Origin of the sequence: Nonomuraea sp. 3N208 (assembly GCF_052245935.1) — a bacterium.
Classification (GTDB): domain Bacteria; phylum Actinomycetota; class Actinomycetes; order Streptosporangiales; family Streptosporangiaceae; genus Nonomuraea.
On sequence record NZ_JBQQBR010000026.1, the window covers coordinates 68,376 to 89,076 of the forward strand.

Genomic DNA, 20,701 nt, shown 5'->3' on the forward strand with positions numbered 1-20,701 from the left:
GTCCACCCGCCGGTGGTCGTTACACGCGTCCGGCCCGGCCTACTCGCCGGTGCGGTAGACGGCGATCTCGGTCAGCGTCGGGGTGTAGACCTCGGTCGGTTTCTGGCCGGTGAGCGCCACCCGGAGCCGGGAGGTCGTGACGCTGCCGAAGCCGGTCACGGTCAGGTCATGTCCGATGCCGTCGGCACGGCTGGCGAAGGTCACCCAAGCGCCGGTCCCGGCGTCCCATCGCTGCAGGTCGAACGTCTGGACCCGCGGGTTGGTGCCAGAATCGGTGTATTCGTCGAGGTACACCTCGCTGAAGGTGGCGTCCGCGCCGAAGTCGATGTCGAGTGTGATCGGGTAGGTCGCGTCGTCGGCCGCCGCCCAGCGGGTCGCCGGGTCGCCGTCGGTCAGCTTGTCCGCGGTGAGCGTGCCGTTCGCGCCGGGGTGGGTGGAGCTCGCGGTGACCGGTTTGCCGAGGGCGAGGTCGACCCGGTCGTCCGTATCGTCCTCGATGGGGTCGCCGTCCACCGGGTTGGCGACCTTCTCGCCGATCCGGCTCTCCGCGATGCCCATGTCCGGTGCCTTGCCGTAGTAGATGTGCGTGCCGAGGAAGTCCTCCGTGCCCAGGTGGGGGTTGTACCGGCCGGCGTCGATGAGCGGTGAGTCCCCGCGCAGCCTGAAGTGCGCAGCGGCCGTCCGGATCCGGTCCACGCCCGCGCCGGTGACGTACTTCGCCGGGTCGCCCACGAACTTCGGGTCGACCCGCAGCCCGGCCCGGTCGGCCGGTTCCTGACTGGAGTGGGTGCCGCTCGCCTCGTAATAGTCGTTGTTCGAGAACACCGCTTGGCGCAGGGCGCCGGTCCGGCGGTACCACGGCGTCGACTTCGTCGTGGAGGTGTTGTAGAAGATGTTGTTCAGGAAGTAGACCTTGCTCAGGAACGTCTCGTCGTGGAAGTAGTCGAGGTCCGCGCCGTCGTACACGAAGGTGTTGTTCGTGAAGTAGGTCGGCGAGTAGTTCGACGACAACATGTTCTTCACCAGCACGCCGTTGTCGTTGACGCTCAGGTTGTAGCGGGCGACAGAGTTGGAGCTGTTGCCCATGTACGACATCCAGCCGGCCTCGTTGTCGTGCGAGTAGTTGAACTGGTACGTGACGTTGAAGTTCGTGTACTCCAGGTCCCAGGGGGTGCCGTCGAACTCGTTGTCCGGGCCGCCGTAGACCTCGTTGTACTGCATGACCGAGTCGGCGCCCGCCCACAGATAGAGCGCGACGGACACGGAGTCATATCGCTCGAGGAAGCCGTTGACCTCGTTGTACTCGACCGTCATGTTCTTGGTGTTGGCCAGCTGGATCGCGCCCTGGCCGACGCTTTCCGCGTAGTTGTGGCCGATGTAGACGTCACGGCTGTACAGGTCGCGGGTGCGCACCCAGAGCTGTTCCCAGCCCTCGTGGAACTTCCCGCTCTCGTCGTACTGGCCGGAGTCGGCTCCGTCGGCGGCGAACCAGTTGAACGCGAACTGCACGGCGTGCAGCTCGACTTTCATGAAGGTGTTGTCCTCGATCCGGACGTCCTTGAAGTAGTAGCCGCCGGTGCCGTACTCCTTGTAGTTGCGGCTGCCGAAGACCTGGAAGTTGACGCCGCCGTAGTGGATCCGCTGCCACGTGCTAGGGCCGTCGAGATCGTGCACGTACACGTTCGAGATGCGGAAATGGTCCATGATGCTGTCCGCGCCGGCCGGTAGGAGGTCGGCGTTGATGGAGACCATGATGCCGTCGCGAACGTAGTGCCCGGTGGTGATGTCGGTGGCGAAGTCGTCGTCGTTGGACAGCTCGACGTTGTTGATCTCGAAGTACTGCTGGTTGCGCAGGACGATAGCCCCGGTGAGACCGACCGTGTCGGGGTTCTTCGTGCCGTCCGCGCGGAAGGGGCTCGGCACCTTGCCGTTCGTCGCGATGTACGGCTTGCGGGCGGCTGGGTCGCCGTACGCCGAGATGGTGATCGGCTTGCCCGCACTGCCCGAGCCCTTCGGCCATAACTGCTGGTCGTGCCACTGCTCGCCGCTCTTGAGCAGGATGCGGTCGCCGGGCCTGAACGTCGTCGCGTTCGCCTTGGCCAGGCTGCGCCAGGCGGTCTTCGGCGAGGTTCCGGCCACGCTGTCGCGACCGTTCCTGGCGTCGATGAAGTAGTCCGTGCCGCCGGTCGGGTTCGGTGCGTTGCCCGGCAGGTCCGGCTTGGCGGCGGTGGGGGAGCGGTCCGGGGCTGCGACGGCGGGTGCGGCGGGCGCGAGAGAACCGGCGAGCAGCGCGGCGAGCAGGGCGGCGAGCCCCATGCGCAGCGCGCGCGCCGAGCGCCGCCGGCGTGCCGGCGCGACGGGGAGTGCGGTACCGACAGGTTTCACTGGTGCACATCCTCTGTGTTGATGGCGTCCACCGCCGCCGTGTCGACCTTGAGGTCGCTGTTGTCCACTCGGCGCTGGAGGAACTGGTTGAACTTCTCCTCGATGAGCGACTGCCGGATGCGTCGGGAGTACTCGGCGAATGCCGCGTTCTCGTCGACGATCTTGCGGTTGAGTTCGTAGTAGGTGATCTGGCCGGTGCCCGGGACGGGGGCGGAGATCTGGCCCGGGGTGAGCTTGCCGAGTACCGCCATGAGGTCTTGGTCGTGGACGGCCGAGCCGCCGCCGTGGTGTGTGGCGGTCGTGAGCTTGGCGCCCGGCTCCCCGTCCGCTATCTCCGCCAGCCGGTCCGACGCGGCCACCCGCCGCTGGAGGCCGGCCGTGTAGTCCGCGGAAGCGCCTTCGGGCACCGGCACCACGAGCTTCGAGTACGTGTAGGTCGTCGCGTTGGCGCTCCAGGCGTCCCGGTCGGTGTCGAACGCCTGGCGTACGTCGGCGTCGGTGACCCTGAGCGGGCCGTCCGCCTTCTTGCTGAGCCGCTGCTTCAGTGCCGTCGTGAGCTCGGTGAGCCGGTGCGAGTAGTACTCCTCGGGCGAGAACTCCACCAGGCCGTAGACGACCTCGCCCCTGGCGACGGCGTCGGCGCGGCGCTCGTTCTCGACGGCCAGTTCGGCGAGGAGGTCCGCGTGGCCGGCGGAGCCGATCAGGCCCTCCTCCTTCGCGAGGACGAGTGTGGTCTTGTCCCGCCGGATCTCGTCGAGCGCGCGGGCCGCGAGCCGCTGCAGCGCGGTCTCGTCGCCGGCCTTCGCGCCCCGGACGCGTAACTCGTTCTGGACCTGGGGCGCGAGCCGCCGCATGTGGAAGAGCAGCTCGTCGTGGGTCACGGCGTACCCGTCGATGGAGGCCACCTCGTCGGTGCGCTGGGTGAGCACCACGCCGGTGATCAGCAGAGCGGCGAGCGCGGTCACCACGCCGGCCACCAGGACGACGGCCCGGCGCGACGGTCTTCGCACGGCGCCCTTGCGTACGGCGCGCTCCCTCACTGCGCCCTTCATGACGCCGCCTCGATCGCGGCCACGCGGGCGATGACGGGTGTGTCCCGGGCCTGGGGCACCTCGATCAGCACGGCGTCGACCTCGGCCGGCGGGAACGTCAGGATGCGCTGGTAACCCACCGCGTTCGCCTCGGTGAGCGTCGTCCATCGGCCGTCCCGGTGGCCCTGGACGACGACGTGTTCGATGCGCTGCCCCTGCGTGATGTCCTCACCCACGACGACCGCCTCGACCGGGCGGGGCCCGGCGAACGCGAGCCGTATGCCGGGCAGGGGGTCCGCGTCGTCCGGCCGCCACGGCGTACGCCCCCTACCGGGCCAGGCGGTCGCGACGTCGCCCGCGCTCCCGGACGACACCGTCGCGGTCGCCTCGACGCGCCGCGCCCGGAAGTCCTCGATGCGCCGCCCGAGCTGCTCCAGCACCGCCACGTCGATGTCCCGCAGCCGCCCGTCACGGGCCGGCGGGACGTTGAGCAGGAAACAGGAGTTGCCGCCGACGGCCCGCAGGTAGATGCCGAACAGCTCGTCCGCGGAGCGGACCGCGGCGTCCTCGGCCGGGTGGTGGAACCATCCGGGCCGGATCGAGGTGTTCACCTCGGCCGGGTACCAGACCAGGTCGTCTGCCCTTATCGGCTCGGGAGCTCCGCTCCCTTCGCAGTGTCCCGCCAGGGCGGCGCGGCTGCCGAGGTCGCGGTCGTCGCTGCGGACGAGCCGGGCGAAGGCGCCGTCGTCCGCCTGCTGCGAGCGGTCCGCGATCCGCTCGGCGTCCTGCAGGGCCCGGGGGACCACGCTCCACTCGTCGGGGCGGGTGTCCCCGGCCTCGTTGCCACACCATCGGACGTCGGGTCCGCACACGCTGATGACCGCGTCCGGCTGCAGCTCGCGGACCACCGCGTAGTACCGCTCCCAGTCGTACACCTGGCGCTTGCCGTTCGGGCCCTCGCCGTTCGCGCCGTCCAGCCACACCGAGAACACCGGACCGTACCGGGTGAGCAACTCGGTGAGCTGGGCGACGTAGAAGTCGTCGTACGCGGTCCCGCTCCCGTAGGACGCCTCGGTGCGGTCCCAGGGCGACAGGTAGATCCCGAACCGCAGGCCGTGCCGCCGGGCCGCGCCGGCGACCTCCGCGACCACGTCACCCTGGCCGTCGCGCCAGGGCGACGAGGCGACCGTGTACGTCGTGACGCCGCTCGGCCACAGGCAGAAGCCGTCGTGGTGCTTGCACGTGAGGATCACGCCGGTCATCCCGGCGGCCTTGAGCGCCGTGATCCACTGGTCGGCGTCGAATCCGGCCGGGTCGAAGGCCGCCGGGTCGTCGTGCCCCTCGCCCCACTCCCGGTCCGTCATCGTGTTCATGCCGAAGTGGATGAACCCGTAGAACTCCATCGCCTGCCACGCGAGCTGCCGTTCGCTCGGCCGGACCGCGGCCAGCGCGCGTCCGGCCGACGTCCCCGCGATCACCGGAACCGCCGGTTGTACGAGGCGAGCACGGCCAGCAGGCCGCCCAGCCCGGCGAGCATGATGCCCAGGCTGCCCCACCCGACCGTCGCGCGTGCGGTGACGACGAGCGCGACGCAGCCGGCCGCGACGAGCGTCCGGGCGGTGACGAGCAGCACGCTGCGCGTCGATTCCTTCATGACCAGGCTCCTTCAGCCCTTCACACCGCCGGAGGCCATGCCTTCGATGAGCCGGCGCTGGATGAGCGCGTAGAAGATGAGGACGGGGACGATGACGATGACCATGCCGGCGTAGAGACGCCCGTAGTCGGCCGCCGCCTTCTGCGCGGTCATCAGGTTGAGCAGGCCCACCTGCAGCGTCTTGCCCTCGCCGGGGAGCAGGGTGAGCGCGATGATGAAGTCGTTCCAGTAGGCCAGGAAGTTGAAAAGGATCACGGTGGTGAGCGCCGGCCGCGCCATCGGCAGCATCACCCCGGTCATGATCCGCAGGCGGGACGCCCCGTCCAGGGCGGCGGCCTCCTCGTATTCGGCCGGTATGGACCGGAAGTACGCGGTGAGCAGATAGATGGTGAACGGGATCGACGTGGCCGCGTAGACGAGCGAGAGGACCCCGGGGTTGTCGATGAAGAAACCACCGGGGAGCACATCGACGAGCGCGCGGTCCCAGCCGACCAGCATGAGGAAGATCGGCACGACGATGTAGTTGACGTTGACGAACAACCCGGCCAGCAGCGCGACCTCCACGACGCCGCGGCCGCGGAACTCGTACCGGGCGATGACATAGGCCGCCGGCACGGAGACCGCCAGCACGAACACCAGCCCGAGCAGTGTGACGAGAACCGAGGTGAAGAAGTACTGGCCCATGCGGGCGGTGACGAACGCGTCGACGTAGTTCTGGAGGTGGAGGCCCTCCGGCAGCGCCCAGGGGCTGCCGAAGAACTCGCTCTTCTGTTTGAGCGAGGCGAACAACACCCAGGCGACCGGCACGGCGATGGCGAGCGCGATCGCGGTGAGGAGGACGTAGGTCAGCAGCCGGCGGGTGGTGGTCATGGTGGCCGTCCTCAGAACTGCAGGGGCGCGCGCCGCGTCGCGCGGCTCACCAGGAGGGAGACGAGGAACGAGAACGCGAAGATGACGACGCCGATGGCCATGCCGTAGCCGTACGACGAGTTCGTGTACGCCTGCTTGTACATGTAACTCAGCAGGACCTCGGAGGAGCCGTCGGGCCCGCCGCCGGTCATCGCGCGGACCAGGACGAAGCTGAGGTTGACCGCGCTCATGACGAAGAACGTCAGCGTCGTGCGGAGGTTCTGCCAGATGAGCGGCAGCGTGATGGCGAAGAACTGCCGGCCGGCGGACGCGCCGTCGAGCGCGGAGGCCTCGTAGAGCTCCTCCGGGATGCTCGCCATGCCGGACATGTAGAGGACCATGTAGTAGCCGAGTGACTGCCAGACCATCGCGAACGCGACGGACCAGAGCACGAGCTGCTGGTCGCCGAGCCAGACCTGCTGCAGGGCATCGAGCGAGAGCAGCCGCAGGGTGCCGTTGAGCAGGCCGTTCTCCTGGTCCAGGACGGCGGAGAAGATCGCCGCGATCACGACCACGGACAGCACGCTCGGGACGTAGAGGACGAACCGCAAGAGGGTCCGCCCCCGCAACCGCTGCCTGGTCATGATCGCGGCGAGGAAGAGGCCCAGGCCCATCGTCACGACGGTCACGACGACCAGGAGCGCGACAGTGTTCTGGAAGGCCCGGACGAACTGCTCGTCGTCGAGGAGCCGGGTGAAGTTGCCGAGCCCGGCGAAACGCATGTCAGGGGAGAACCCGCTCCAGGTGTAGAAGGACATCCGGAACACGTTCACGGTCGGGACGACCATGAAGACCGCGAAGAGCACGAGCGCGGGCAGGAGGCAGGCGAGCACGAAGAGGCCGTCGCCGCGCCGGCGCCCTCCGATGCTCGACAGGCTGCCACCGGGCACGTCAGCTGCCCGCCTGGCGCAGCTTCTCGCTGGCGTCGTTGAGCGCGGCCTGCCACTGGTCCTCGGTCTTGTCACCGCTGATGATGCTGTTGGCGGTGTCGAAGAGCGTGGCCTTGATGTCGACGCCCGCGACGGGCGCGGTGCCCGCGAACCCACCGACGAGCGCGGAGACCGACGGGTCCTCGTAGACCTTGTAGAACTCGGCGTTCTCCCCGGACAGGCTGCTCGTGATGCCCTGGATCGGCTGGATCGCGTCCGACTTGGCGAAGATCTTCGCCGCCTCGTCGGAGTAGAGGTACGCGACGAACTCCTTCGCCGCGTCCTTGTTCTTGGCCGCGCTGGGGATCCAGACCGACTCGACCGACGTGGTGATGTAGCGCTTGCCGCCCGCGGTGACCGCCGGCAGCGGCGTCAGCCCCCACTGGAAGCCGTCGGCGCGCGGGGCGTCCGCCATCTCGCCGACGACCCAGGTGCCGTTCGGCATGAACAGCGCCTTGTTGTCGAGGAGCGACTGCTGGTTCTTGGTGAAGTCCTGTTCGTTGGCGTAGCCGACCGTGGTCGGCGCGGCGTACTTCAGCAGCCGGGTGGTGAGGTCGAGAACCTGCCGGGCCTGCGGCGTCTGCCAGACGCCCTGCTTGTACGTCATGACGTCGGTGTAGAACTGCTCGCCGCCGATGTCGGCGAGAAGCGCGAAGAAGAACGAGTCGAGGTACCCGGCGGTCGGGTACGTGAACAGCGCGATCTTCTCCTTCTTGGCCGTCTCACCGAGTGCGAACATCTCGTCCCAGGTGGCCGGGACCTTCCAGCCCTTCTGGTCGAACAGGCCCTTGTTGTAGACGAGCCCGGTCGGCGCGTAGTACATCGGCAGCAGGTACGTCTGGTCCGTGCCGTAGGGGTTGGTGTTGAGATTCCCGACGATGCCCTGGATGAGCTTGTCCCCGACGGCCTTGTCCTCGCCGGGCACCTTCGCCTTCAGCACGGGCGTGAGGTCCTCGAGGGCCTTGTCCTTGATGAGCGTCTCAGTGAGCGCGGCCTTACGGCCCTGACCGAGCACCACGACGTCCGGGAACCGCCCGGCCTTCATGTTCGGGGTGATCTCGTCCTCGATGCTCTTCGAGATCTGCAACTGGACGTCGACGTTGGGATGCGAGGTCTCGTACGCCTGGATGACCTCGGTGTACATGTCCCGCCCATATCCGCCTTCGAGGGCGGCGACGCTCAGGGTCGTCTTGCCGGAGGTACTGGGGCTAGAGCCCTCTCCGCCGGCCGAGCAGCCGGTGAGCAGTCCGAGCACCGTGACGGCGGCGCTCGCCAGGACGAATGATCTCCTCATGGTTCTGGGATCCTTCCCGTGGACAGCTGCCCACCTGGGGGGTGGAGGACCGGAGTCCGGGTCCGGACGTTGTTACAGTGGCATCGATAACATGGGCGGCGCAAGAGGCACTTTGCGAACCGGGCGGCCCGTGGGCTCAGGGACGACGCGGCGGCGCCGTGGAGTCGCGTATCGACAGCGACGCCGTGACGAGGGACTCTCCGGCGTCGGCGCCCTGCAGCAGCACGGCGACGGCGGCCGCGCCGGAGCGGTAGAAATCCTGCCGCACGGTGGTCAGTGGTGGGCTGCAGTAGGCCGCCAGGGCGATGTCGTCGACGCTCACGATGGACACGTCGCCGGGCACCGACCGGCCGCGCTCGCGCAGGGCGCGGATCACCCCGAAGGCCATCTCGTCGCTGGCGGCGAAGACGGCGGTCACGTCCGGGATCATCGCGAGGACCTGCCCCTGCCGGTATCCGGAGTCGGGCGACCAGTCGCCCTCCAGCGGGGGCGGCGCCTCGATCCCGGCCGCGGCCAGGCACTCCTGCCAGCCCTCTCGCCGCTGGCGCGCCTCGATCCACTCGTCCGGTCCCGAGACGTGCCACACCTGGCGATGCCCGAGGTCGAGCAGGTGCCGCGTGGCGAGGCGGCCCGCCTCCTTCTGGTCGATCCCGAGCACAAGGGCGCTCGCGGTGCGGGAGCCGTCGAGAGTGACGGTGGGGATGTCCCGGGTGATGTCCTCCATCTTCTGCGTGACGGAAATGAGCGGCACGGCGATGACGATGCCGTCCACGCCCTGGTCGGCGAGCTTGGACAGGGAACGCTCCATCATGCCGGTGTCGAGCCTGGCGATGGTCGCGATGCTCACCGCGTATCCGGCCTCGCCCGCGGCCGCCTCGACGCCGGCGGTCACCGCGGAGCGCGAGTAGTAACCGCCGGACTGCAGCAGCACCAGCCCGATGGTGTGGCTCTGCCCGGAGGAGAGCACCCTGGCGGCGTTGTTGAACCGGTAGCCGAGCTGCTCCACGGCGGCCAGCACGCGTTTCCTCGTCTCCGGGTTGACGTTCGGAGAGTCGCGGAGCGCGCGCGAGACGGTCTGCGCCGACACCCCGGCGGTCCTGGCCACGTCAGCCATGCTCGGCTGCCTCCTGGGCCGCGCGGTGGCCTTGGTCATGGCGCTCCTCTCTCGCGGGCGGGGCCGCCTGTCGTCTGCTGAATCATAGCGTCCTTGTTACACATGGCATCGATAACATAGTCTCGCGTGGTGATCGAGCTGCCTGCGCCGGACACCTCGCCGGCCCCGACGACGACCACGACCGACGCGCCGGCCGGCGCCGCCGCGCTCACCTGGCGCGGGCGCCGCCTCTACCGGCACGGCGTCCCTCATCGCATCCTGTCCGGAGGGCTGCACTACTTCCGCGTGCACCCCGATCTCTGGCGGGACCGGATCCGCCGGCTCGCCGACCTCGGGCTCAACGCGGTCGACACCTACGTGGCGTGGAACTTCCATCAGCCACGCGAAGACGGGGTGCCACGCTTCGACGGCTGGCGGGACGTCGAGCGGTTCATCCGCATGGTGGGGGAGGAGGGCCTCGACGTCGTCGTCCGGCCCGGCCCGTACATCTGCGCGGAGTGGTCGAACGGCGGCCTGCCGAGCTGGCTCACCGGCCGCGACGTCACGATCCGCAGCTCCGACCCCGCGTTCACCGCCGCGGTCGGCCGCTGGTTCGACGAGCTGATCCCGCGCATCGCCGCGCTCCAGGCCGCCGAGGGCGGACCGGTCGTGGCGGTGCAGGTGGAGAACGAATTCGGCAGCTTCGGCGACGACCATGCCTACCTGCGATGGAATCGCGAGGCCCTGACCGTCCGCGGCATCCGCGAGCTGTTGTTCACCGCCGACGGACCCACTGAGCTGATGCAGGACGGCGGCACCCTGCCCGGCACCCTCGCGGCCGTCACCCTGGGCTCCAAGCCCGACGTCGCCCGGCGGCTCCTCGCCGAGCGGCGACCGGACGAGCCGTTCGTCGTCGCCGAGTTCTGGAACGGCTGGTTCGACCACTGGGGCGAGCGGCACCATGTCCGCGGCGCGGACAGCGTCGTACACGCCCTTGAAGAGATCATCGCCGACGGCGGCAGCGTCAGCATCTATATGGCGCACGGCGGGACCAACTTCGGGCTCTGGGCGGGCGCCAACGAGCAGGAGGGCCGGTTGCAGCCCACGGTGAGCAGCTACGACTCAGACGCGCCGGTCGCCGAGGACGGCACGCTCACCGCCAAGTTCTTCGCCGTGCGGGAGGTGCTCGGCGCGCGCGGACCCGTGCGGATGCCCGTTCGGATGCCGACGCTGCCACCGGCGCGCGTCCCGCTCGTCCACCGCGCCGACCTACTCGCCGGGCTGCGCGCCGTGCCGGCGCCCACCTCGACCGGCCCGCGCCCCGCCTCGTTCGAGCAGCTCGGGCTCGACGCGGGAATGGTCCTGCACACCGCGCACCCGCGCATCCCGGCGGGGGAGCACCGGCTCGTCCTCACCGACGTACGCGACCGGGCCCTGGTCTTCGGCGACGACACGGTCCTCGGCGTCGTCGACTCCGGTGACCAGGAACTCCCGCTACGCGGAACCGGCGACGTCGTACGCCTGGAGGTCCTGGTCGAGAACCTCGGCAGGGTGAACTACGGACCGGGCATCGGCCGGCACAAGGGCCTGCTCGGCCCCGTCCTCGTCGACCGGCGGAGCGTGCAGGGCTGGGACAGCACGCCGATCGCGCTGCAGGAGTGGTCTGACGCGGAGCTGGCCCGCGCGGTCGCCGCCGGCCCCGCGACCACGCACGCCGGGTTCGCCGTCGCCACGATGCACGTCGACACGCCCGCGGACACCTTCCTCGCCCTGCCGGGATCGAGCCGTGGCCTCGTCTGGGTCAACGGATTCCTGCTCGGCCGCTACTGGGAGATCGGGCCGCAGGTCACGCTGTACTGTCCGGCGCCGCTGCTGCGTGTGGGCGAGAACGTCGTGACGGTACTCGAGCTGGGACCTTCCGAGGAGTACGTCGAGGAGTTCGGCTAACTCGCGCTGAGCCTGGCGTCGGCCTCGGCCAGGAAGACGTCGAGCACCCCGTCGCCGACCCGGGGCTGGGCCGCGCCCCAGCGGTTGCGTGGCGGGCTCACCCGGATGGCTTGGGCCTGCCGCTGCAGCTCACGCGACTCGGCGAGCAACGCGCCGGCCTTGGTCTCGTCTCCGGCCTGCTGGGCGTGGAGCGCGTCGAGCATGACCACCATCGCCCGGCCCCACAACGCGGTGGCGTCCAGCCAGGATGCGGCGTCATCGGTGAAGCCCTTCTGCACTGATCCGCCGCGGATGGTGGCCGGCGCCGTGGCGATGGCGTTCGCGTACGGGCGCAGCGCGGTGATCGCCTCGGCGGGTCGCCCGTCGTCCCATGCCTGCCAGAACGCGGCCGTACGCGCGGCGAGCTCGGGTGCCTGGGGCTGCCAAGGCGTGCCGCCGAAGGTCGGGGCCACGTGCTGAAGGTCGCCGAAGACCAGCAGGGCCTCGATGGCCGCCTGGTCGCCGCCGGCGAGATAGGCCATCGCGCGCGGCCAGCTCGTCCTCGCGTCGTACGCCTTGTCGTTCCAGGTGAAGTCCGCGGCGCCGAAGACCGCGACCTTGCTCGCGTACGGCTGGTTCATCGGGTTGGCCACGATGCCGGACAGGTGCGCGGACAGGCCGCTTTCCCGCTTGTCGTAGGGCGCCAGCAGCAGCCGGCCGCTGGTCTCGCCGTAGTCGTTGACCGGGTAGTTGTCCCAGACGAAGACCTTGCGCCCGAACAGCTCCGCCGCCTTCTCGGCCTGCGCGTTGGTGATCTCTGGAGGCACGGTGTCGGTGCCGGTCCACATCACCTCGACCGCGGGATCGAGGGATTCCCGCATGGTCTGCTTGTACGTGGTGTCGGTCAGATCGCCGTACTCGGTGGGCACCATCTGCAACGGCTGGGCGCCTTCTCGGCCGGCGATGAAGCTCCGCTGCACGTCGTTGAGCAGATCGACCTGGGCCTTCGCCGCGGCGGTGCGTCCGGCCGCCCCGTACGCGGCCTCATCCGCCGCGCAGTTCCAGCGGGTGTAGCTGATGTCGTCCAGCGGAATGGAGAAGGCCCTGGCGCCCAGGTCGTAGAGCGCCTGCAGCTTCTGCTTGAGTACGGTGCGGTCCGCAGGGTCGGAGTAGCAGATCGACACGCCGGGGGAGAGGGCGAAGGTGAAGCGGACATGGTTCGCGTTGGCCCGTGCCACCAGCTCACCCAACTCGGCGAGTTTGTCCGCGGGGTAGGGGTCACGCCACTTGTCGCGGTGGTAGGGATCGTCCTTGGGGGCGTAGATGTAGGTGTTGGCCTTGACGTCGCCGTAGAAGTCCATCTGGTCGAGGCGTTCGGCGTGTGTCCACGGCGCACCGTAGAAGCCTTCGATGGTGCCACGCAGCGGCATGGACGGGAAGTCGCTGACCTGGACCCCCGCCACCTTCCAACCGTCGCCGGACGGGACGAACAACTGGCGCAGCGTCTGCACGGCGTAGAACTGGCCTGCGGCGTCCTTGCCGCCGAGAGCGATCTGGCGCGGCTTGTCGCCCGATACCCGTAACGCGTATCCCTCGGCCTCGCCAGGCAGGACCGTGTCGCCGAGCGCCTGGGCGATGTCCGGCCGTGTCGCCGGGCCGAGGCGCACCGTGAGCAGGCCGGGCGCGGCTGCGGGGACCCTGTCAGGGGTGACGACGTCCACCTGATCGGCGCCGTGCGCCTTGAGTTCCCCGACGAGGCGGTCGCGCGCGGCGGGGTCGGTCTGGTCGTCGGCGAGCACGAGCACCCGGCTGGTGACGACGGCGGCGGCACCGATGCCGGTCAGCGACTGCGGAGCCGGCGACACGGAGGGTAATGAGCCGTTCGGATCAGGAGCGGAATGGGCTGCGGGGATGGGCAGGAGTACTCCGGCACACAGGGTCGCGGCCAGCGCAAGGCATGTTGTGGGGGTGATCTTGCGTCTTCTCACGAATCTCTCCACTCGTCTCTGCCGGGGAAGGTGATCAGGGTTCGGCTGGAGGGGCGGTGCTGGCGCGTAGCACGAGCTCGGGCGTGGGAGCCTGCACCGCGCGGGGCTCCGGACGCTCGGCGATCACGTGGAGCAGCTCGGTCGCGGTGAGCGTGCCGAGCGCGTACGTGTCGCGGGTCAGGGCGGTGATCGGGGGATGCGGCAGCTGGGTGAGGATGGAGTCGTCGAAGGACACGATGGAGACGTCGCCCGGGACCCGGACGCCCATCTCGGTGGCCACGCCCAGTCCTGCCGCCGCCATGACGTCACTGTCGTAGATGATCGCCGTGCATCGAGGGTTCGCCTCCAGCAGTTGGCGCGTGGCCGAGGCGCCTTGGGTGTCCGAGTAGTCGGTCGCCACGCTCACGATGTCGAGGCCGAGTGTTTCGTGCGCGTCGGCGACGGCCTGGAGGCGGCGTCGCGTGTGCTGGTAGGAGGGGACGCCGCTGACGTGGCCGATGATCCGGTGGCCGAGCGCGGCGAGGTAGGCAAGGATGCGGGTCATCGCCGCGTGGTCGTCGACCCAGACGCTGGTCAGCGGCAAGGCGGCTCCATGCCCGCCCAGGATGACGGCGGGGACGCGGAGGTCGGCGATGAGCTGCGGCCGGACGTCGTCGACCGCGAGGTCGAAGAGCACGAGCCCGTCGATCCGGTTCTCGGCGGCCCAGCGGCGGTAGACCGCCGCCTCCGCCTGGGTGTCCTCGACGATGAGGATCTGCGTGGCGATTCCCTCATTGGACAGGCGGGACTGCAGGCCGGACAGGACATGCGCGAAGAACGGCTCGACGCCCAGCGTGCGGGCCGGACGTGCGAGGACGATGCCGACGACGTCGTTGCTGGCCCCTTTGAGTGCGCGTGCGGCCCGGTGCGGGCGCCAGTTGAGCTCCTCGGCGACTTCGAGGATGCGTTTGCGGGTCGCGTCGCTGATGCCGGGGCGGGCGTTGAACGCCAGCGACACCGCCGAGACGGAGACGCCCGCCAACCGCGCGATGTCGGTGCTCCGCAAGCGGCCAGGTGCGGCGCCCGCCAAGGGGTCGGAGGGCTCGGGAGAGCCAGGTGAAGCGGCGGAGTCCTGGGGCGGAACCTCATCGTTCGGCGGCATCGCTCCTCCATCGATGTCCGGCCCACGGGCGGCCGTCGTTATACAAACGAGATGAGCCTCCCGCGTGACCATGCGAACTAAAACGTATTAGTCTGCGGTCATCCTAGGGCAACTAAAACGTATCAGGCATATTGTCATATCTCCGCTACGGAGAGGTACGAGATGCACAACCACCTCAGCCGCACGCTTGAACGGCTCGCCCGCGTCAAACGAGAACGGATCCTGCCCCGGATGCACACCCGGCTGGGAGGCGTAGAGGTCGAGGCGTGGACGGTCGCGGACGACGGGGAGCCGGTGAGCGCCCGGCATGCCCTCGGGCTCGCCCGCGACACCGGCCGCACCGCCCCCGGCTACAGCCACTTCCCGCTCGGCGCCGCCTGGGGGAAGGCCTGGTCCACGACGTGGTTCCGGATTCGGGGCAAGGTCAGCCCGCAGCAGCCGGGGCCGATCGACCTCGTGCTCGACCTGGGCTGGTTCGACCACTCCGTGGGCGGTCACTGCGAGGGCCTGATCTTCACCCCGGACGGCGCGATCGTCAAAGGTCTGCACCCTCGCCAGTCCGACGTCCGGTTAAAGGGCGACGGAGCCGTCCCCGGTCTGCTCGATGCCGACGGCGCGTTCCTGCTCTACGTCGAGGCGGCGGCGAACCCTCTGTTGCTCGGGTTGCCGCCGTTCGTCGTCACCGAGCACGGGGAGAAGGGGGCGGAGGAGCCGTTCGAGCAGTTCAGGCTGCGTCGCGCGGAGATCGCCACGTTCTCGCCCGAGATCCACGCCCTGTGCAATGACCTGGACGTGCTCGGCGGACTGGCCGCCGAGCTGAGCGCCGACGAGCCGCGTCACTGGCGGCTGCTGCGGGCGATCGAGGAGGCCCTGGACGTCTACGACGAGGCGGACGCCGAGGCCGCCGCCCGTCGGGCGCGCGCGATCCTCGCTCCGCTCCTGGCCGCGCCCGCGCACGCCAGCGCCCACCGGATCACCGCCGTCGGGCACGCGCACATGGACACGGCGTGGCTGTGGCCGCTGCGCGAGACGGTACGCAAGCTCGCCCGCACGGTCTCCAACGCGCTCGCCCTGCTCGACGCCGACCCCGCACTGGTGTACGCGATGTCGTCGGCACAACACTTCAGCTGGCTCGAAGAGCACTATCCCGAGCTGTTCGCCCGGGTACGACGCCACGTCGAACAAGGGCGGTTCGTACCGGTCGGAGGCATGTGGGTCGAGGCGGACGGCGTCATCCCCACCGGCGAATCGATGGTGCGCCAGCTGACCTACGGCAAGAGATACTTCATCAGCCGCTTCGGCCGGGAACCGCGCGAGATGTGGCTGCCCGACTCCTTCGGCTACTCGGGCGTCCTGCCGCAGCTGGCCCGCCGGGCCGGGTCTCGCTGGTTCCTGACACAGAAGATCTCCTGGAACGACACCACGGTCTTCCCGCACCACTCGTTCTGGTGGGAGGGCATCGACGGCACGCGGATCTTCACTCACTTCCCGCCCGCGGAGACGTACGCCGCCGAGGTGACCGCCCGCGAGCTCCGCCACGCCGTCGCCACATTCAAGGACAAGGCGATCGCGTCCCACTCGCTGCTGCCCTACGGGTACGGCGACGGAGGCGGCGGACCCACCAGGGAGATGGCCGAGCGGCTGCGCCGCTTCGCCGACCTGGAAGGGGCGCCACGCGTGACCTCCAGATCTCCGGCGGAGTTCTTCGAGGAGGCGGAGGCCGAACTGCTGGACGCCGGATCTCTGCAACCGGTCTACCGCGGCGAGCTCTACCTGGAGCTGCACCGGGGCACCCTGACCTCGCAGGCGGCCATGAAGCGGCACAACCGGCGCTGCGAGTCGCTGCTGCGGGCGGCGGAATACCTCAGCACGGCGGCGAGCGTCCTGCGCGGCGCACCCTATCCGCGCGAGGACCTCGACGAGATCTGGCGCACCGTGCTGCTGCACCAGTTCCACGACATCCTCCCGGGCACCTCGATCGCCTGGGTGCACCGCGAGGCCCGCGACACCTATCGGGCGATCGAGGAAAGGCTGCACGAACTGATCAAGGTGGCCGGCGCCGCACTGGGCGGTGAGCAGGCCGATCCTGCCGGTGGTGTGCTGCCTCCGTTCACCGTGGCGAAGCCGCCTGCGGCCGCCGTCGAGGTCACCGACGGCGACGGCACCGTACTGGATGACGGCCTGCTCCGCGTCGTGATCGGCGACGACGGCCACGTCACCTCACTCCTCGACCTCCGCAGCGGCCGGGAGGTGGTCCCACCCGGCAGGCGACTCAACGAGCTCCAGATCTTCCGCGACGAGCCGGTGCGCTGGGATGCCTGGGACGTGGACCGGCACGTGCTCCGCCACCCCCAGGTGATCGACGAGGTGACGAGCCGGAGGGTGATCCGCGGCGGGCGTGACGCCGGCGTCGAGGTGGTCCGCCGGGTCGGCACGTCGACGATCACCCTGTCCATGTGGCTGCGAGCCGGCACCGGGCGGTTCGAGACCGAGTGCGTCGTCGACTGGCAGGAACGCGAACGCCTGCTGAAGGTCGCCGTCCCGGCGCGGATCATGGCGCGCACCGCGCGATTCGAGACCCAGTACGGGTACGTCGAACGGCCGCTGCTCACGAACACCGCGGCCGAGGAGGCGATGTTCGAAGCCGCGATGCACCGCTACGTGCAGGTGGCCGACGGTGACTTCGGCCTGGCGATCGTCAACGACTCGATGTACGGAGCCGACGCCCGAGCGGACGGCGACTCCACCGTCGTCCGGCTGTCCCTGCTCCGCGGCGCGCGCTTCCCCGATCCCCGCGCCGACGAGGGCACGCATACGTCCCGCTGGGCAGTGCTGCCCGGCGCGGACGTTCCCGCCGCGGTCGAGGCCGCCTACGCGTTCAACACCCCCGACCTCGCCGGCCTCCCGCAGGTGGCGCCGCTGGTGCGGCTGGAGGTCCTGACCGGGCACGCGATCGTCGACTGGGTGAAGCAAGCCGACGACGGCTCCGGGGATCTCGTCGTACGGGTGTACGAGACGCAGGGAGGCCGGGCGACCGCCCGGCTGCACTGCAGCGAGGAACTCGGCTCCGGAGCCGTCCTGTGGGAGACCGACCTGCTCGAACGGGAGATCGGCGGCGACGAGGACCTACCCGTGGCCGTGGGGCCGCCGGGCTCGCGCCGTCCCGTGAGCGAGGCCCGTCTGGATCTCGGCCCCTTCCAGGTGGCGACACTGCGGATCGCCCCGTGACCTGCCACGCACAACGCATCAAGGAGGACATCCGATGACGACTATCGGGAAAGGCCGGGCCCTGATCGCGGGGCTGGCCCTGGGATCGCTGCTGTTGTCCGGGTGCGGTGGCGACACGACGCCGCAGGCCTCGGGCGGGTCACTGTCGGGATCGATCAAGTTCCAGACGTGGAACCTGAAGAACGAGAAGTTCACGTCCTACTTCAATGAGCTGATCGCGGCCTTCGAGAAGGCCAACCCGGGAACGAAGATCACCTGGGTGGACCAGCCCGCCGAGGGCTACCAGGACAAGCTGTCGGCCGACGCGGCCGCGGGGGCGCTCCCCGACGTCGTGGACATGGGACCCGAGGCCGCCTACACCCTGGGCCAGGCGGGGGTCCTGCTCGACATCGCCAAGGCCGACCCCCAGGCCAAGAGCCTGTACCTGGACAAGGCGTGGGAAGCGATGACGTTCAGCGGCCTGGGCGGTGGAACCTATGGCTACCCCTGGTACCTGAACACCGGGCCCTCGTTCTTCAACAAGGCGCTGTTCGAGAAGTGTGGGCTGGACCCCGACAAGCTGCCCGCCACCTACGACGAGCTCTTCAGCCAGGCCGAGACCATAGCCAAGAACTGCTCGGACGTCTCGATGATCGTCAGGATGCCGGCCATCGAGAACTTCGGCGAGTACGGCGTCCCGCTCATGGACGCCACAGGCAAGAAGTTCACCTACAACGACCCCAAGGGCGTGGAGTTCGTCGAGCGCTTCAGGAAGCTGTACGCCAGCAAGGGCCTGACCCAAGAGTCGCTGAACAACCTCCAGACCAAGGAAGTGGAGGAGTTCAAGGCCGGCCGGCTGGCGTACCTGTCGGGCAGCTCCTACACCCTGAACGACCTGAAGGACACCGCGCCCGACATCTACAAGTCGCTGGGGATCGGGCCGCGGATCAGCACGGCCGCGCCCAACATGTACATCGAGTCGCTCGTCGTGAACGCCACCACTGAGAACCAGCCGCTGGCCATGGCCTTCGCCAAGTACGTGACCAACGCCGCCAACCAGCTCGCCTTCGCCAAGAAGGCTTCGGTGTTCCCCTCGTCGGCCGGGTCGATGGACGACGAGTACTTCACCAAGGACGACGGCGACCCCGCCACGAAGGTGCGGCTGGAAAGCGCCGCCCAGGTCAAGAAGGCGGTCGTGTGGTGGCCGCCCGCGTTCTCCGGCTCGGCCGACGCCGAGACGCTGCGCGAGCAGATCGCCCAGGCGCTGCTCGGCAAGAAGACGGTGCAGCAAGCGCTGGACGAGTCGGTCAAGTACTCCAACGACCGGCTGGCCGCGCACGGATGACGGTCTCCGCCCAGCACAAGATCTCCTTGCGGTGGGGCCGGCGCCGGCTCCACCGCGAGGAAACGGTCCCGGCCACCCATCGGTGGCGCCTGACCCCATGGCTGTTCCTGCTGCCGGCGCTGGCCGTCATCGTGCTCCTGGTCCTGGTGCCGTTCCTGAACACGCTGCGGCTGTCGTTCACGGACTCCACCCTGCTGAGGGGCGGGGAGTTCACCGGGTGGGACAACTTCCGGCGGATGTTCGCCGACGAGCGGTTCGGCACCGCGCTGCTGAACTCCACGCTCTACACGGTCTGCGTGGTGCCGCTCATGGTCGCGCTGCCGCTCGTGCTGGCCTCGCTGCTGAGCGGCGCCGGGCGGCTGATGGGGTTCTTCCGCACCACCATGTACCTGCCAGTGATCATGTCGCCGGTCATCGTCGGCCTCATCTGGACGAACATGCTCGACAAGCGCGGCCTGGTGAACGAGCTGCTCGGCACGCTGAAAGTGGTCACCGAGCCCGTGCCCTTCCTCACCGACCGCTGGCTGCTGCTGTTCAGCGCGATGTTCGTCACCGTGTGGATGGGCCTGGGCTACTACATGGTCATCTACCTGGCCGCGCTGGCCAACATCGATCCGAGCCTGTACGACGCGGCGGCCATGGACGGTGCGGGCCCCGTGCGGACGTTCTTCCACGTCACCGTTCCCGGAGTGCGGTCGACGATGGGGCTCATCGGGGTCCTGTCCTCGGTGGCGGCCTTCCGGGTGTTCGGCGAGATCTACGTCCTCACGAACGGAACAGGCGGCGTGGGCGGCGGCGACCTCACGATGACCATGCTCATCCAGCGCGAAGGCACCGGCCTGCAAGCGCGTACCGGCTATGCGGGCGCGATCAGCCTGGTCATGTTCGTCATCCTCGGCGGGCTGCTCATCGCGCAGCTCATCCTGCAACGCAAGCAGAGGACGTCCTGATGTCCGTCTCCGGTCCGGCCGCACGAACCAGCCGCCCGGGTCTCGTCGTGCGCTACTTGATCCTGCTGCTGATGGCCGTGCTGCTGGCCGGCCCCCTGCTGTGGCAGATCTCGCTCTCGCTCAAGGGCGCCGGTGACGCGCTGTACACGCGGCCACCCGAGCTGATCCCCGGCCATCCCACGCTGGGGAACTTCACGACGGTACTCGACCGCGTCCCGGTGCCCGACTACCTGGTCAACTCCCTGATCGTGGCCGCCATGGCCGTCTCCGGCAACGTCGTGGGCGCCACCTGCGCCGGCTACGCGCTGGGCAAGCTTCGCTTCCGCGGCAGAGGGGTGGCGGCGGGGATCTGCGTCGCAGCCCTTCTCGTCCCGGCGGAAACCGTGCTGATCTCCCAGTTCCTGCTGGTCCGGGCGGCCGGCCTGGCCAACACCCTGGTGGGCGTCGTGCTGCCGACGATCGTGGCCGCGCTGAACGTCCTGCTCATGCGCAACGCCTTCCGCAACCTGCCCGCCGAGTTCGAGGAGGCGGCCATCGTCGACGGCGCCAACGCCTGGCAGCGGTTCATCCGCGTCTCTGTCCCCCAGGTCAAGGGCGTCATCACGGTCGTGGCGATCTTCGCGTTCGTCGGCTCGTGGAACGACTTCCTGTGGCCCCTGATCGTGCTGTCCGACGAGGCCAACTACACCCTCACCGTAGGGCTCAACCGCCTGCACGGCACCTTCTACGACGATCCGCGCCTCATCGCGGCCGGCACGATCATCGCCTTGATTCCCATCGTCGCGTTCTTCGCCGTCTTGCAGCGCTACTTCTTCCGCGGGCTCGAAGCGGGAGGCTTGAAAGGGTGAA

At 69.2% G+C, this 20,701-nt stretch carries 15 protein-coding genes; 5 read left to right on the forward strand and 10 right to left on the reverse strand.

The features are described 5' to 3' along the window. Nucleotides 1-39 precede the first annotated feature (39 nt). The 8 genes from ACTWPT_RS34725 to ACTWPT_RS34760 form a co-directional block, all read right to left on the reverse strand. Entirely contained in the window at nucleotides 40-2,385 is a 2,346-nt protein-coding gene (locus ACTWPT_RS34725) for a discoidin domain-containing protein (RefSeq protein ID WP_443181735.1), read from the reverse strand. Continuing rightward, a complete protein-coding gene (locus tag ACTWPT_RS34730; RefSeq protein ID WP_443181736.1) occupies nucleotides 2,382-3,437 on the reverse strand; it encodes a hypothetical protein in 1,056 nt (351 codons plus the stop codon). The genes ACTWPT_RS34725 and ACTWPT_RS34730 overlap by 4 nt, the downstream gene beginning before the upstream one ends. Next, complete coding sequence (locus ACTWPT_RS34735; RefSeq protein WP_443181737.1) at nucleotides 3,434-4,894, reverse strand: alpha-L-fucosidase; 1,461 nt, start codon at nucleotides 4,892-4,894, stop codon at nucleotides 3,434-3,436. The genes ACTWPT_RS34730 and ACTWPT_RS34735 overlap by 4 nt, the downstream gene beginning before the upstream one ends. Beyond that, entirely contained in the window at nucleotides 4,891-5,070 is a 180-nt protein-coding gene (locus ACTWPT_RS34740) for a DUF6903 family protein (protein ID WP_443181738.1), read from the reverse strand. Before ACTWPT_RS34740 ends, ACTWPT_RS34735 begins: the two co-directional genes overlap by 4 nt. A gap of 12 nt (nucleotides 5,071-5,082) precedes the next feature. Beyond that, entirely contained in the window at nucleotides 5,083-5,940 is an 858-nt protein-coding gene (locus tag ACTWPT_RS34745; RefSeq protein ID WP_443181739.1) for a carbohydrate ABC transporter permease, read from the reverse strand. An 11-nt stretch (nucleotides 5,941-5,951) separates the two neighbouring features. Further along, entirely contained in the window at nucleotides 5,952-6,869 is a 918-nt protein-coding gene (locus ACTWPT_RS34750) for a carbohydrate ABC transporter permease (RefSeq protein WP_443181740.1), read from the reverse strand. Nucleotide 6,870: 1 nt separating this feature from the next. After that, complete coding sequence (locus ACTWPT_RS34755) at nucleotides 6,871-8,202, reverse strand: carbohydrate ABC transporter substrate-binding protein (protein ID WP_443181741.1); 1,332 nt, start codon at nucleotides 8,200-8,202, stop codon at nucleotides 6,871-6,873. Nucleotides 8,203-8,338: 136 nt separating this feature from the next. Beyond that, nucleotides 8,339-9,355: a LacI family DNA-binding transcriptional regulator gene (locus tag ACTWPT_RS34760; RefSeq protein WP_443181742.1), complete on the reverse strand. Its 1,017-nt coding sequence runs from the start codon at nucleotides 9,353-9,355 to the stop codon at nucleotides 8,339-8,341. A 90-nt stretch (nucleotides 9,356-9,445) separates the two neighbouring features. Between ACTWPT_RS34760 and ACTWPT_RS34765 the strand changes: the two genes are divergently transcribed. Beyond that, a complete protein-coding gene (locus tag ACTWPT_RS34765; RefSeq protein ID WP_443181743.1) occupies nucleotides 9,446-11,242 on the forward strand; it encodes a glycoside hydrolase family 35 protein in 1,797 nt (598 codons plus the stop codon). Here the strand turns inward: ACTWPT_RS34765 and ACTWPT_RS34770 are convergent. Next, entirely contained in the window at nucleotides 11,239-13,209 is a 1,971-nt protein-coding gene (locus tag ACTWPT_RS34770; RefSeq protein WP_443181744.1) for a beta-N-acetylhexosaminidase family protein, read from the reverse strand. The genes ACTWPT_RS34765 and ACTWPT_RS34770 overlap by 4 nt on opposite strands. 34 nt (nucleotides 13,210-13,243) lie before the next feature. Beyond that, the gene (locus ACTWPT_RS34775) at nucleotides 13,244-14,350 is read right to left on the reverse strand and encodes a LacI family DNA-binding transcriptional regulator (protein WP_443181745.1); all 1,107 of its coding nucleotides are present in this window, start codon (nucleotides 14,348-14,350) and stop codon (nucleotides 13,244-13,246) included. Between the two features lie 162 nt (nucleotides 14,351-14,512). Here ACTWPT_RS34775 and ACTWPT_RS34780 point away from each other — a divergent pair, with 162 nt between their 5' ends. Genes ACTWPT_RS34780 through ACTWPT_RS34795 form a run of 4 tightly spaced genes read left to right on the forward strand, consistent with a single transcriptional unit; the run spans nucleotide 14,513 to nucleotide 20,700 of the window. Continuing rightward, nucleotides 14,513-17,578 (forward strand): alpha-mannosidase, encoded by a 3,066-nt coding sequence (locus ACTWPT_RS34780; protein ID WP_443181746.1) that lies wholly within the window; start codon nucleotides 14,513-14,515, stop codon nucleotides 17,576-17,578. Nucleotides 17,579-17,612: 34 nt separating this feature from the next. Beyond that, entirely contained in the window at nucleotides 17,613-18,902 is a 1,290-nt protein-coding gene (locus ACTWPT_RS34785) for an ABC transporter substrate-binding protein (protein WP_443181747.1), read from the forward strand. Then, complete coding sequence (locus ACTWPT_RS34790; RefSeq protein ID WP_443181748.1) at nucleotides 18,899-19,852, forward strand: carbohydrate ABC transporter permease; 954 nt, start codon at nucleotides 18,899-18,901, stop codon at nucleotides 19,850-19,852. Before ACTWPT_RS34785 ends, ACTWPT_RS34790 begins: the two co-directional genes overlap by 4 nt. Then, a complete protein-coding gene (locus ACTWPT_RS34795) occupies nucleotides 19,852-20,700 on the forward strand; it encodes a carbohydrate ABC transporter permease (protein ID WP_443181749.1) in 849 nt (282 codons plus the stop codon). Before ACTWPT_RS34790 ends, ACTWPT_RS34795 begins: the two co-directional genes overlap by 1 nt. Nucleotide 20,701: the final 1 nt, after the last annotated feature.

What these genes read in the sequence shown, in the direction of transcription:
- ACTWPT_RS34730 (WP_443181736.1), bottom strand. Translation starts at nt 3,437, where the DNA reads ATGAAGGGCGCAGTGAGGGAGCGCGCCGTACGCAAGGGCGCCGTGCGA.
- ACTWPT_RS34740 (WP_443181738.1), bottom strand. Translation starts at nt 5,070, where the DNA reads ATGAAGGAATCGACGCGCAGCGTGCTGCTCGTCACCGCCCGGACGCTC.
- ACTWPT_RS34745 (WP_443181739.1), bottom strand. Translation starts at nt 5,940, where the DNA reads ATGACCACCACCCGCCGGCTGCTGACCTACGTCCTCCTCACCGCGATC.
- ACTWPT_RS34755 (WP_443181741.1), bottom strand. Translation starts at nt 8,202, where the DNA reads ATGAGGAGATCATTCGTCCTGGCGAGCGCCGCCGTCACGGTGCTCGGA.
- ACTWPT_RS34760 (WP_443181742.1), bottom strand. Translation starts at nt 9,355, where the DNA reads ATGACCAAGGCCACCGCGCGGCCCAGGAGGCAGCCGAGCATGGCTGAC.
- ACTWPT_RS34775 (WP_443181745.1), bottom strand. Translation starts at nt 14,350, where the DNA reads ATGCCGCCGAACGATGAGGTTCCGCCCCAGGACTCCGCCGCTTCACCT.
- ACTWPT_RS34780 (WP_443181746.1), top strand. Translation starts at nt 14,513, where the DNA reads ATGCACAACCACCTCAGCCGCACGCTTGAACGGCTCGCCCGCGTCAAA.
- ACTWPT_RS34785 (WP_443181747.1), top strand. Translation starts at nt 17,613, where the DNA reads ATGACGACTATCGGGAAAGGCCGGGCCCTGATCGCGGGGCTGGCCCTG.
- ACTWPT_RS34790 (WP_443181748.1), top strand. Translation starts at nt 18,899, where the DNA reads ATGACGGTCTCCGCCCAGCACAAGATCTCCTTGCGGTGGGGCCGGCGC.
- ACTWPT_RS34795 (WP_443181749.1), top strand. Translation starts at nt 19,852, where the DNA reads ATGTCCGTCTCCGGTCCGGCCGCACGAACCAGCCGCCCGGGTCTCGTC.